Source organism: Lysobacter sp. A421, from assembly GCF_054052145.1.
In genome coordinates this window covers 211464-224659 of the sequence record NZ_JBSVRL010000004.1, presented here as the reverse complement: position 1 = coordinate 224659, position 13196 = coordinate 211464, and the positions used below count along the sequence as shown (strand labels likewise).

The window sequence follows — 13196 nt, the reverse complement described above, 5'->3', positions numbered from 1 at the left end:
GGAGGATCAGTCGACCAGGACGAAGTGCGCGCCGCAGTAGGGACAATCGGTCTCCAGCTCTTCCTCGATCGGCATGTAGACCCGGGGGTGCGAGTTCCACAGCGCCATGGACGGCAACGGGCAACTCAACGGCAGGTCGGCCCGGGTGACGTTGTAAAGCCGCTCGGCGTTGGCCTGTGTGGGGTGGTCCTGGACTGCAGTCATGGCGGATTCAAGCCGATGCGAAATGGAAGGCCAGTTTACCAGTCAGCTGCGCCGGGCAAGTCGAACAGCAGCACATCGGCCGTCCGTGCGCCGCTCCCGACCAGTTGCAACAGCACCGATTCCTGGCTGAAACCCAGGGCATCCCCCGGGCCGAGTTCGCGACCATTCGCCACCACCTCGCCGCTGGCCACATGCAGCCAATAGCGACGTTTGGGATCAAGCGCATGCGACGCCGCCAGGCCTGGCTCAAGCTCGATCTTGTACAGTCGAGCGTCCTGGCGGATCGCGATACTGCCACTCGCACCATCGGGCGAGGCCAGCAGTTGCCAGCCTTCGCCGCTGGTCTCTTCCCGCAACGCGTGGCCCGGTGCCGCGTTGACCCGGTCAGGCTGCAGCCATATCTGCAGGAAATGCACCGGCTCGGTCGAGGAGTGGTTGTACTCACTGTGATCCACCCCGTGGCCGGCACCCATCCACTGCAAGCCACCTGCCGGGACCACGCCCTCGGCGCCGCTGCTGTCGCGGTGCGCCAGCGAGCCCGACAACACGTAACTTAGGATCTCCATGTTGCCGTGGTGATGGGTCGGGAAACCCGCACCGGGCGCGACGCGATCCTCGTTGATGACCCGCAGGACACCGAAGCCCATCCACTCAGGGTCGTAATAACTGCCGAATGAGAAGGTGTGCCGGCTGTCCAGCCAATCCACCTGCTCCGGCCCGTGGCCACGACTGTCGGAAGGGCGTTCGATGATCATGCGCGGAGGTTACTCCGCTGTTTCGATTTTGGGCACCGACGCCTCGGTGGTGATGCGGATGCGCACCTCATCGCTGACCGCCGGGGCGTACATGCCGACACCGAAATCGGTGCGCTTGATCACGGTGGTGGCATCAAAACCAATCGCCTGTTGCCCGCCCATGTTCTCGCCGGCCTTGTTGAGGGTCACATCCAGCACCACCGGCTTGGTGATGTCCTTGATGGTCAGCTCACCGGTGACCTTCAGTTTGCCTTCGCCGGCGGCTTCGACCTTGGTGCTCTTGAAAGTGGCCGCCGGGAAGGCCGCCATATCGAAGAAATCGGCGCTGCGCAGGTGCTCGTCGAAGTCGGCGGTGAAGCTGTCCAGGCCCGACATCGGCAGGGTCACCTGCACGCTGGATGCGGCAACGTTGTCGGCGTCATACACCAGCACGCCATCGGCCTGGCCGAAGTGCATGCTCGGATTGGAGAAGCCGAAATGGCTCCATTGCGCGATCACGTCGGTATGCGCGGGATCGAGCTGGTAGGTCACAGGAGCGGCAAAGACGGCGGTGCTGGCGGTGGCCAGGGCGGCAACAAGGATCAGTCGCTTGAACATGATGTAATTCCTCAAAATATCGGGTGGTATTGGGGGGGTATTGAAGCTATCGGCGCGCAGGACGTGCCGACTCACAGAATCCGCGCCGCCTCATCGAAGGGCAGTCGCGGCGAACGGGGAAACAACGCGTCGGTGTCGCCATGGCCAAGGTTGACCAGGAAGTTGGACTTGATCGCCGTGCCCTTGAAGAATGCCTCGTCGACCTTCGCGTTGTCGAAACCCGACATCGGGCCGGTGTCCAGGCCCAGCGCGCGCGCGGCAAGTATCAAGTAGGCGCCCTGCAAGCTGCCGTTGCGGAACGCCGCCGGGCTGCGGTTCTCGCGCGGGCCGTCGAACCAGCCCTTGGCGTCGGTATGCGGGAACAGGTACGGCAGCTTCTCGTGGAAGTCCTCGTCAAAGGCGACGATCACCGTGACCGGCGCGGCCATGGTCTTGGCGTGATTGCCCTCATCCAGCGCCGGGCCAAGCTTGGCCTTGGCCTCGGTCGATTTCACGAACACGAAACGCGCCGGACTCATGTTGGCACTGGTCGGACCCCACTTCACCAGCTCATACAGTTGGCGCAAGGTCGCGTCGCTGACCTCCCCTCCCAGCTCGTTGTGGGTGCGGGCGGTGCGGAACAACTGGTCAAGTGCCGGCTGGTCGAGCGCGTCGTGTCGGGTCTGGGGCATTTATGATCTCCATGGGATCGGACAAGTCTGAGTGGGAAAGCGGCGCCTGCCGTCATTGCCGCCGGTCGGTGGCCGCACTGCGGGATTGCCGCGTACCCGACAAGTGTATGGTCTCGATTATGCATTGCCATTGAGCGTTTTAAAACGGATTACGTACAAAAATGGAACGATTGAACCCCCAGGGATCCACCTGGGTCCTGACCGATGGTCACTCCGGCAACCTGCGCCAGGCCCACGCATTGGCGGCGGCACTGTCCCGGTCGGCGCGCGACTGGACGCTGCACGCCCGCGTACCCTGGCGGTGGACGGCACCACGTGGATCCATCCTGGCGCGCCGGGCATTCGGGCCGGACTTCGCCCAAGCCTTGTCCAAGCCACCGGAGCTGGCCATCGGCTGCGGCCGTCAAGCCGCACTGGCGACCCGGTTGCTGCGTCGGCTCGGGTCGCGCAGCGTGCAGATACTGGATCCACGGATCGCGACCCGCCATTGGGATCTGGTGATCGCCCCGGAGCATGACCAGTTGGAAGGCGACAACGTGATTCCGTTGCTGGGCAGCCTGCATCCGGTCGATGAGCAATGGCTGGCCGCCGCGCGACGCCGGTTCAGCGCGTTGGCGACCCTGCCGCAACCGCGGACCGCGCTGTTGCTGGGCGGGAGCAGTGCGCACGCACGATACGAGCCGGCGATGCTGGAGGCCATTGCCACCCGCGTGCAACGCTGCACGGAAGCCGAAGACGGTTGCCTGCTGGTTACGACTTCCCGGCGGACACCGGCGGAGTTGGCAGGCCGGCTTCGTCACCATGTCGCCGGCCGCAGCGGCATGGTCTGGAGCGGGCCCGGCGATGGTGCCAATCCCTATCCGGGCCTGCTGGCGTGCGCGGACCGCATCGTGTGCACCGCCGATTCGGTCAACATGCTGTCGGAGGCATGCGCAACCAATGTGCCGGTGTTCGTCGCCGGACTGGAGCAACTGAAGGGCCGGCCCCGGCGCTTCCTCGATACCCTGCTCGGCTCGGGCCGGGTGCGCCCGGTCGACGACACGATGGCGCCCTTTGCGGTGACCCCTCTGCGCGAGACGGCGCGCGTGGCCGCCGAAGTGCAGCGTCGGCTCAATCAGGATTAAATTCCGGCAGGATTAAATTCCAGCAGGATTGAATTCCAGGCCATGGCGCTGCACCGCGGCGCGGATCGCGCTGCGCGCCAGCTGGATGGATTCGTCCAGTGGCAGCCGACGCGCCCGGCGATCCAGGCTGCATTCCAGGCCGCGCGCCAGCAACGTGGCATGGGCCGCCTGGAGCGACGCCCGGGTCGGGTCGTCGAACACCGCGGCATCGTGCATCGCCTCGATCAAGCCCGACGTGTCGCGCGGCTGCATCAACCCGGGCGCCCCGTCGGCATGGTCCAGCACCAGCGCTTGCAACAGGAACTCCAGGTCCACCAGACCGGCCTCGCCCTGCTTGAGATCAAAACGTGCGCCGGGCGACCCGGGGCTCTCGCTGCGGTCGAGCTCGGCGCGCATCCGCACGCGCATTTTCGATACATCGGCGCGCACGGTCGCCGGATCACGCGGGCGCGCGAGGATGTCGCGACGAAGCTTGCCGAAGCTGGCACACAGGCCGGGATCGCCGGTCACGCATCGTGCGCGGACCAGCGCCTGGTGCTCCCAGTTCCACGCACGCTGGCTTTGGTACTCGGAGAAACTCGCCAGGCTGGACACCAGCAGTCCCTTGGCACCGTCGGGCCGCAGGCGCACGTCGACCTCGTACAGGCGACCGGCGACCGACGGGGTATCGAGCAATGCGACTACCTTCTGCGCCAGCCTGGCAAACCAGCGCGACGCGTCCAGCGGGCGCTTGCCATCGGACATCACGTCCTTGCCATGACCATCGCGGACATCGCCATCGCGCCCGCCGGGCTCGCTGCTGGTGTCGATGTCGTACAGGAACACCAGGTCCAGGTCGGACCCGAAACCCAGCTCCTCCCCGCCGAGGGAACCGTAGCCCAGCACCGCAAAACGGGCGCCCGGCAAGCGGCCGTGGGCACGATTGATCTCACCCTCCGCCAATGCCACTACCCGCCGTATGACACCGTCGGCCAGCCACGCCAGCTGGCCCGCGCTGGCACCGGCGGGTTGCCGGCCATCACGATGCGCCATGGCAATGCGGAAGCTCAGCGCCTGGCGCACTTCGTTCAACTTGTTGAGCACCGCCTCCGGCGCATCGACGGCGCTATCGTTGACGTGGTTGGCGACCGCGGTACAGGCGGCGATCAACGCCTCGCGGTCCGGCAACGGGCCGCCAATGCGGGCATCCAACAACTCATCAAGCAATAGTGGGTACGACGCCAGTCGCTCGGCCAGCAGCGCACTCTGGCTGACCACCTCGACCAGGCGCGCCAATGCGGCGGGCTGCTCATCCAGCAAGGCCAGGTAGGCGCTACGGCGCAGGATGTTGTGCAGCAGTGCCAGCATCCGGCGCAGACCAAGCAGCGGCTGGCTGGAGGTCGCAGCGCCCTGGACCAATGCGGGCAAAACCCGGTCCAGGCGCCCACGGGTAATGTCCGACAACCCCCGCACACCCAGGCTACGCGCGAAATCACGCAGCAATCCGTCCGCCTGCGCAGCATCGTCAAACCCGGCATCGGCCAACACCTGGGCATCGCCGGCTGTGGGCAAAGCCAGCCAGTAGTCGGCCAGCGCGCCCGGCGCCTGTTTGCGTTCACGTGGCGCCAGCAGCGCGTTGAACTCCTCGTTGATCACCGCGCGGTGACCGTCCAGCGCTTCATGCAAGCCATTCCAGTCCGCATAGCCCAGGCCCACCGCGATCCGGGCCCGGTCGCTCGCGTCGTCGGGCAACGCGTGGGTTTGCTGGTCGCACAGCATCTGCAGGCGGTTCTCAAGCCGGCGCAGGAACCGGTAGGCCTGGGCCAATGCGGCACCGGCCTCCGGTTCTATCTGGTGGGCTTCCACCAGCGCCGCCAACGCCGGTTGCAGCGCGCGCTGGCGCAATGCCGGCTCCCGCCCGCCACGGATCAGCTGCAGTGCCTGGACCAGGAACTCGACCTCGCGGATACCGCCGGGGCCGCGCTTGATGTCATCGGCCAGCTCCTTTCGCGCCACCTCGGCGGCGATGGTCGCCTTCATCGCGCGCAGGCCGTCGAGCGCTCCGTAATCGAGATAACGGCGATACACGAACGGGCGCAGCGTTTCCAGTAAGAGCCTGCCTGCCTCGATATCGCCGGCCACGGGCCGCGCCTTCTGCCAGGCGTAACGCTCCCAGTCACGCCCCTCGCGCTGGAAGTACTGTTCCATCGCCGGGAACGACCACGCGACCCGTCCGGCGTTGCCATACGGGCGCAGCCGCAGGTCGACGCGGTGGCAGAAACCGTCGGCGGTGACCTCGTCCAGCAACTTGGCCAATTGCTGGCCCAGGCGGGAAAACCAGGTTTCCGCCGCGAGCCCGCGCGCTCCGTCACTGGCCGCCAGCGTCCCCTCGCCGGGCTGGTCGTAGCCATAGACCAGGTCGACGTCGGAGCTGAAGTTCAACTCGCCGCCTCCCAGTTTTCCCAATGCGAACACGACCAGCCGCTGCACGCTGCCGTCCGTGTCGCGCACCACCCCGTGGTGGACGGAGAATTCCTGTTCCAGCGCATCCAAGGCGATTCTCAGGCAGGTTTCGGCCAGGGCTGTGCTGCCGGCCAATGTGGCATCGACGTCATCCATCCCGTGCACGTCACGCCAGATCAGCCGGGTCGACTCGGCGGTGCGATAGCGCCGCAGCAACGAGGGCCACTGGTCACGATTGTCGGCCAGCAGTTCCGGTACCGGCAACGGCACATCGCCATCGTCCGCCAACAGCCGGGCCAGCAGCGCGGGTTGTTTTGCCAGGGTGGCGATCGCAAAGTCGCTGGCGATCGCCACTCGCTGGCAACGCTGCGCCGCGCGCTCGTCCCACGTCCGGCCAATCGCCGCCTGGCTTGCCTGCAACTGCGCCAACGCACGTTCGACGGCCGGCTGGACGAGCTCGGCAACAGAAAGGGATATGGGACTCATGCCGGAATGATGGCATGCCGTCGGTCGACCTCCGCGCGCCATCACGGCAGACGCCACCTTCGCGACATCGACAGAGCGGCGCAACGCAGCGGAGCCGGCAGGGCGCTCATATCGACATAAGCAAACGTCATAAGAAATTACATCCATCCGCATAGACAGATATAAACCCAGCCTGCAAAGTCGGTCCGTCGGAAATCATGACGCACCGCAACACGCGTCACGGGGACTTCCGACCGTCACCCCACCTGCTGGAACTCACGATGAACTCCCATTCCAAAGCGACGCGTCACGCGTTGCGACCGGCACTTCTCACCCTGCTGATCGGCCAAGCGCTGGTGATGACCGCCTGGGCGCAGGAAGCTCCCGGCAGCGACAGCGCTGCCCTTCCCGACGCATCCAACGCCACCGTCAGCAACTCGTCGCCCATCGCCAGCGCGCCGTCCACCGCGTCATTGGCGACCCAACTGGATGCGGTGGTGGTCACCGGGTCACGCATCACGCGTCCGGATTACGAGGCCAGCAGCCCCACCACCACCGTCAGCCGCGAGGCGCTCAACCACACCGGCACCGTCACCATCGAAGCCGCCCTGAACCAGTTGCCGCAACTGGGCATCGGCGCCAACCAGACCAACGCGGCCTGGGGCGGGACCGGCCGCGCCAGCTTGAACCTCCGCGGTCTGGGTGCCCGCCGCAATCTGGTGCTGCTGGATGGCCGCCGCTTGCAGCCTTCCGACACGCTGCAAGTGGTCGACATCAACACCATCCCCAAGGCGCTGATCCGGGACATCGAGATCATCTCCGGCGGCGCATCGGCGGCCTACGGGTCGGATGCGATCAGCGGCGTGGTCAACGTCAAGCTCGACGAGCACTTCGAAGGCGTCGAACTGGACAGCCAGTACTCGGTCTACGAGCCCGGCGATGGCGCGACCAGGGACGTGTCGCTCACTGTGGGCGGCAACTTCGCCGACGGGCGCGGCAACGCGACGCTGTCGTTGTCCCATACCGAGCGCGACGGCGTGGACTACATGTCCCGCGCGTTCTTCCGCCAATCCCAGGGCGGCAGCGACTTCCGCCTGCCTACCGGAATCTACCGGCCCAGCATCAATCCACCCTCGCAGGCCGCAGTGGATGCGGTGTTCGACGGCTACGGGATCGATCCGGGCCGGGTGCCGGCGCAGTCGGTGCTGGGCTACAACGATGACGGCAGCCTGTTCTCCGCCAACAACGGCCCGCTGAACTACCGTGGCCCGGACGGGCTGCTGTTCAACACCGGCACCCAGCTCAACAACCTCAACCAGTTCGTGCAACTGCAGGTGCCGCTGGAGCGCCAGAGCGCGTTCGGCCGCCTGCGTTTCTCGATCAACGAGGACATCACTGCCTACGGCCAGTTCATCTACACCACCACCTCGGCCTGGGTCGGCGCCGAAGCGGGCAACGACGCCTTTTCGGTGCCGGTGAGCAACCCGTTCATTTCTGCCGACCTGCAGGCGATCCTCGCGTCGCGGGCAGATCCCGACGCACCCTTCCGGTTCGAGAAGCGCTTCCAGGCGGAAGCCGGGCCGCGAACCTTCGAGCGCGATTTCGATGTCCACCAGTTCCTGGCAGGCGTGAAGGGCACGCTGCCGGCGGTCGATGGCAGTTGGGACGTATACGCCTCCCGCGGCCGAACCCGGCTGCTGGAGGCGAACCGCGGCGCGGTGGTGGTTTCCGCGCTCACCTCACTGCTGAATGCACCCGATGGCGGCAAGAGCCTGTGCACGGGAGGCTACAACCCGTTCGGGCTGAGCGTGCTCTCGGACAGCTGCCGCGATTTCCTGGTCGCCACACCCCTCAGCCACACGGTGCTGGAGCAGGACGTGGTCGAGGCCAACCTGGAAGGCCGGCTGCTGTCGCTGCCCGCTGGCGATGCGCGCTTCGCCGCCGGACTGGGGTACCGCAACGATGCCTACGCCTACCAGCCCGATCGGCTGCTGCAGCGCGGCGACATCGTCGGCGTGTTCCGCACCGGGCCCAGCGCCGGCAGCAGCCGGGTCCACGAGATCTACGCCGAGACCCTGCTGCCCTTGCTAAGCGGACGGACGTTCGCCGAATCCCTCGACGTCGGCCTGGGCTGGCGCTACTCGGACTACCAGCATGCCGGCGGCGTGAACACCTACAAGGCCGACATCAACTGGGGCATCAACGAGCCGTTGCGGCTGCGTGGCAGCTACCAGCGCGCCGTGCGCGCACCCAGCGTGGGCGAGTTGTTCGTCGCGCCCAGTGTGTCGATTCCCAACATCGGGACGATGGCCAGCGGCGCCGGCGACCAGTGCCATGCCTTGAGCCAGGCGCGCACCGGGACCGATGCGGCGGCGGTACGTGAACTCTGCCTGCAACAGGGTGTCCCGGCCGGGTTGGTCGACACCTTCGACAACCTGCAGGACGAAGTGCTGGCCACCAGCTCCGGCAATGTTCTGTTGAAGCCGGAAACCGCCGACACCTACACCGTCGGCGCGGTCTGGAACTCGACCTCCTCCCGGCCACTGTGGTCCGGGCTGTCGGCGGCGGTGGACTACTACGACATCCGGATCAAGGACGTGATCGGCACCATCGACGCCACCCGGATCCTGGCGCGCTGCTTCAACCAGGACGGCGTCTCCAACCCCGCCTTGTCGCAGGCCAACGACAACTGCCGCCAGATCACCCGCGATCCGGTCACCGGCCTGATCACCAGCGTGGGCCTGCCCACCCTCAACCTGGGCGGCTACCGGACATCGGGCGTGGACGTGCAGTTCGACTGGCACGCCAAGCTGGACGCTTTGGGCTTCGACCGCGCCAACGGACGCCTGAGCGCGGGCTCGATCGTCAGCTACGTCGAGAAATTCGAACAGCAACTGGAACCGGGCGGGCCCGTATACGACTACGCCGGAACGATCGGCACGCTACCGCGCTGGAAGTCCGTCAGCCACCTGGAATACGACGACAGCGCGTTCACCGCCGGCTTGCGTTGGCGCCACCTCGGCTCGCAACAGCACGCATCGCGGGTGACAAATCCCGCCTCGACCACACCGGGCGTGGCCGCGCATGACTACTTCGACCTGTACGGCACCTGGCGCATCGACGGTACCTGGTCGATCCGTGGAGGCATCAACAACCTCGCCGACAAGGGGCCGCCACAGGTCGGGAGTTCATCGGGTTCCACCAACGCAAGCGTCTACGACATCTACGGGCGCCAGTACTACCTCAGCCTCAACGTCCGGCTGTAACCCCACCTCAACCACCACCACGAGAGAACAGGAAAAATGAGCATCGCCACCGCAAGAAAAACCCTCGTCATCGCCGCCGTACTGGGCTTCATCGGCACCTTCGGCCTGGGCGAGGCATCCGCCCAGGCCCAGAACGGCCGCGGCGTCGGCAAGAACCAGGTCAGCCTCTCCTACTACAAGACCCCGCCCGGCAAGCAGGATGAATGGCTGGCGCTGTACAAGCAGTACCACAAGCCGATCGTGCAATACGGCGTCGACCACGGCAACACCATCAGCTCGACCATCTACGCGGCCGGCAATCACTCGCCGGGCCAGCCCTGGGATATCGCGATCATCAGCATCAGCGACCCGACGAAGCAGCCGGCCGACATCTCGCGCGCCGAACTGATCAAGAAGCTCTACCCCAACCTGAAGGACTACGTCCGGGCCGAGAAGGAGCGCTGGTCGCTCACCATCGACCACTGGGACGAGCGTCTGGTGGAACTGGACCCCAACGAGGAGCCGTTCTCGGTCTACTTGCCGTTGACCACCACGCCACGCAAATAACCCCGTACAGCAAGCCGGACGCGCTCAGGAAGGGAGCGTCCGGCCCGCTGTCCGCGCCTTGCACCACGCCTGCCAATACAGCGGTTCGTGCGCCGGCACCTCGCCATCATTCAACGCACGCCGGAGTTCGTTGCCGGGGACATGCGGCATCAGGCTTGCGATCAACGCGTGGCTGTAGTCGCGCAGCAAGTGGTCACGCCGCAACAGGAGCCAGGTGGTGCAGGAAGGCCACAGTCCGTTTCCGGGCAGAGCCACCAGATCCCGGTCGTCGACCGTGACGGCCATCTCGGCCACGATGCCGACGCCCACTCCTTCGCGCACATAGGTTTTGATCAGATCGCCATCGCGGGCGGTCAGGGCGATCTGCGGCTCCAGGCCCACCGTACCGAAGGCACGACGCAACGAAGAGCCGGGTTCGCGGCTGGACTCGTAGCTCACCAGGGGATGCCGCGCCAGATCGGCCACCGCAAGACTCCGCTGCCGTGCAAGCGGATGGCCTGCCGGAACCAGCACCGCCCGGTCCCAACGATAGAGCGGCAGCGCCAGGTGGGCTTCCGGCGCCGCACCACCGGTGCTGATGATCGCCATGTCGGCCTCACCCCGAGCCAGGCGCGCCAACGATTCGGCATCGCCACCCGGGGCCAGGTGGACGGCAACACCGGGAAAGCGCTTTTTCAATCGCGACAACAGGTAGGGCAAGGCATAACGCGCCTGCGTGTGGGTCGTGGCGATACGCAGCTCGCCCTGCTCGTCGCGACGCAGGTTGGCCGCCAGCGCGTGGATGTTGGCGGCCTCGGCCAACACCCTGCGGGCGTGATCCAGCACACGCTCGCCGGCCGGCGTCAACGCCGCCAGGCTGCGGCCACTGCGCGTGAACAACTGGAAGCCCAACCCGTCCTCGAACTGCCTGAGCTGCTTCGACAGCCCGGACTGGGTTGCATGCATCCGCAACGCAGCCGCCGTAATGTTCAACCGGCAGTCGACGATCGCGACAAACTGGTGCAACTGGACCAACGTCATCAGCGCCTTCCTGGCATCCCGCCTTGATCGGCAGACAGCGATGATCCATCACCACACGGAGGCCATTGCCGCAGATGCTGCAACGCTGGGACGACGGCTTTGGCACGATCCCGTTCATCGTTGCTTCGCGGACACGACGCGGCATCCGACGACACGATGCGCTTGGCTGGATCACGCTCGACTGGATCAGCGGTTCCCCGGCTTTCGAAGAACCACTAAAAAGCCCGCCCCGGACGAACCGGTAACGGGCCTGCTCCCTCCCCCACGTCGGGATGCGGCCCAACTGTGAAGGAGTTGTTAGTCGGGTTGCACGCTGCAGTGCAAAACAGAACCAGCGGGTTCTGTATTACGACCGTCTGGAAACAAAAAGGCCCCACATCGCTGCGGGGCCTCTTGTCTTGCAGGCAGTGCCGGTGGAAAGGCTTAGAAGCCCATGCCGCCCATGCCGCCCATCCCACCCATGTCGCCGCCGCCACCCATCGCGGGCTCGTCCTTCTTCGGCAGCTCGCCCACCATCGCTTCGGTGGTGATCATCAGACCGGCGATCGACGCGGCATTCTGCAGCGCGGTGCGGGTGACTTTGGTCGGGTCCAGGATGCCGAACTCGAGCATGTCGCCATACTCGCCGTTGGCGGCGTTGTAGCCGTAGCTACCCTTGCCTTCCATGACCTTGTTGAGGATCACCGAGGCTTCTTCACCAGCGTTGATGACGATCTCGCGCAACGGCGCTTCCATCGCCCGCAGGGCAATGGCGATACCGTGGTTCTGGTCTTCGTTGTCACCCTTCAAACCGGTGATCGCGGCCAGCGCACGGATCAGGGCGACGCCGCCGCCCGGGACCACGCCTTCTTCCACTGCAGCGCGCGTGGCGTGCAGGGCATCTTCGACGCGGGCCTTCTTTTCCTTCATTTCCATCTCGGTCGAGGCACCGACCTTGATCACCGCCACGCCACCGGCCAGCTTGGCCACGCGCTCCTGCAGCTTCTCGCGGTCGTAGTCCGAAGAGGTCTCTTCGATCTGCGCCTTGATCTGCTTGATGCGCGCCTCGATGCCACCGGTCTCGCCGGCGCCGTCGATCACGGTGGTGTTCTCCTTGGAGATCTGCACCTTCTTGGCACGGCCCAGGTCGGCGATGGTCGCCTTCTCGAGCTGCAGGCCGACTTCCTCGGAGATCACGGTGCCGCCGGTGAGCACGGCCATGTCTTCCAGCATCGCCTTGCGACGGTCGCCGAAGCCCGGAGCCTTGACGGCGCAGACCTTGACGATGCCGCGGATGGTGTTGACCACCAGAGTCGCCAGCGCTTCGCCTTCCACGTCCTCGGCGACGATCAGCAACGGCTTGCCCGCCTTCGCCACGCCTTCCAGGACCGGGAGCAGGTCACGCACGTTGGAGATCTTCTTGTCGTAAAGCAGGATGAACGGGTCTTCCAGGTCGGCCTGCATCGACTGCTGGTTGTTGATGAAGTACGGCGACAGGTAGCCACGGTCGAACTGCATGCCCTCGACCACGTCCAGCTCGTTGTCCAGGCCCGAACCGTCTTCAACGGTGATCACGCCTTCCTTGCCGACCTTGTCCATCGCCTTGGCGATCAGGTCACCGATGTTGGCATCGGAGTTGGCCGAGATGGTACCGACCTGGGCGATTTCCTTGCTGGTCGAGGACGGCTTGGAAAGCTTCTTCAGCTCGGCGACGGCCTCGGTCACGGCCTTGTCGATGCCGCGCTTGAGGTCCATCGGGTTCATGCCGGCGGCGACCGCCTTCATGCCCTCGCGGATGAACGCCTGGGCCAGCACGGTCGCGGTGGTGGTGCCGTCACCGGCATCATCGGAAGTGCGCGAGGCGACTTCCTTGACCATCTGCGCGCCCATGTTCTCGAACTTGTCGGCCAGCTCGATCTCCTTGGCGACGGACACGCCGTCCTTGGTGATCGTCGGGGCGCCATAGCTCTTGTCGAGCACGACGTTGCGGCCCTTCGGGCCCAGAGTTGCCTTGACGGCATTGGCGAGCGTGTTGACACCGCGCAACATCTTGGAGCGCGCGTCTTCGCCGAAACGAATTTCCTTGGCAGCCATTGTCTAAAACCTCAAAAAACTAAAATTAGGGAA

General features: G+C 65.6%; 10 protein-coding genes. 3 read left to right on the top strand and 7 right to left on the bottom strand.

What is annotated here, in order from left to right; genetic code table 11:
- Positions 1-6 precede the first annotated feature (6 nt).
- The 4 genes from ACW7G6_RS12415 to ACW7G6_RS12400 all read right to left on the bottom strand — a co-directional run bounded on the left by ACW7G6_RS12415 (position 7) and on the right by ACW7G6_RS12400 (position 2227).
- Positions 7-204: a zinc-finger domain-containing protein gene (locus tag ACW7G6_RS12415; RefSeq protein WP_456979952.1), complete on the bottom strand. Its 198-nt coding sequence runs from the start codon at positions 202-204 to the stop codon at positions 7-9.
- A 35-nt stretch (positions 205-239) separates the two neighbouring features.
- Positions 240-959, bottom strand: a complete 720-nt coding sequence (locus ACW7G6_RS12410; RefSeq protein ID WP_456979953.1) for a pirin family protein — start codon at positions 957-959, stop codon at positions 240-242.
- 9 nt (positions 960-968) lie between these two features.
- A complete protein-coding gene (locus tag ACW7G6_RS12405) occupies positions 969-1556 on the bottom strand; it encodes a YceI family protein (RefSeq protein WP_456979954.1) in 588 nt (195 codons plus the stop codon).
- A gap of 71 nt (positions 1557-1627) precedes the next feature.
- Positions 1628-2227, bottom strand: a complete 600-nt coding sequence (locus ACW7G6_RS12400) for a malonic semialdehyde reductase (RefSeq protein ID WP_456979955.1) — start codon at positions 2225-2227, stop codon at positions 1628-1630.
- Positions 2228-2388: 161 nt separating this feature from the next.
- Here ACW7G6_RS12400 and ACW7G6_RS12395 point away from each other — a divergent pair, with 161 nt between their 5' ends.
- A complete protein-coding gene (locus tag ACW7G6_RS12395) occupies positions 2389-3351 on the top strand; it encodes a mitochondrial fission ELM1 family protein (protein ID WP_456998377.1) in 963 nt (320 codons plus the stop codon).
- Positions 3352-3363: 12 nt separating this feature from the next.
- Here the strand turns inward: ACW7G6_RS12395 and glnE are convergent, their stop codons facing one another.
- Positions 3364-6279 carry a bifunctional [glutamate--ammonia ligase]-adenylyl-L-tyrosine phosphorylase/[glutamate--ammonia-ligase] adenylyltransferase gene (gene glnE, locus ACW7G6_RS12390; protein WP_456998376.1) on the bottom strand — a complete coding sequence of 972 codons (2916 nt, stop codon included), beginning with the start codon at positions 6277-6279 and terminating at the stop codon, positions 3364-3366.
- 260 nt (positions 6280-6539) lie between these two features.
- Between glnE and ACW7G6_RS12385 the strand changes: the two genes are divergently transcribed.
- Both ACW7G6_RS12385 and ACW7G6_RS12380 read left to right on the top strand, forming a co-directional pair.
- Positions 6540-9524 (top strand): TonB-dependent receptor plug domain-containing protein, encoded by a 2985-nt coding sequence (locus ACW7G6_RS12385; RefSeq protein WP_456998375.1) that lies wholly within the window; start codon positions 6540-6542, stop codon positions 9522-9524.
- 36 nt (positions 9525-9560) lie between these two features.
- On the top strand, positions 9561-10070 hold the full coding sequence (locus tag ACW7G6_RS12380; protein ID WP_456979959.1) for a hypothetical protein: 510 nt from the start codon (positions 9561-9563) through the stop codon (positions 10068-10070).
- Between the two features lie 24 nt (positions 10071-10094).
- Here the strand turns inward: ACW7G6_RS12380 and ACW7G6_RS12375 are convergent, their stop codons facing one another.
- Together ACW7G6_RS12375 and groL are read right to left on the bottom strand one after the other, a co-directional pair.
- On the bottom strand, positions 10095-11090 hold the full coding sequence (locus ACW7G6_RS12375) for a LysR substrate-binding domain-containing protein (RefSeq protein ID WP_456998374.1): 996 nt from the start codon (positions 11088-11090) through the stop codon (positions 10095-10097).
- Between the two features lie 423 nt (positions 11091-11513).
- Positions 11514-13163, bottom strand: coding sequence for a chaperonin GroEL (gene groL, locus ACW7G6_RS12370; protein ID WP_456989717.1), 1650 nt, complete (start codon positions 13161-13163; stop codon positions 11514-11516).
- Positions 13164-13196 lie beyond the last annotated feature (33 nt).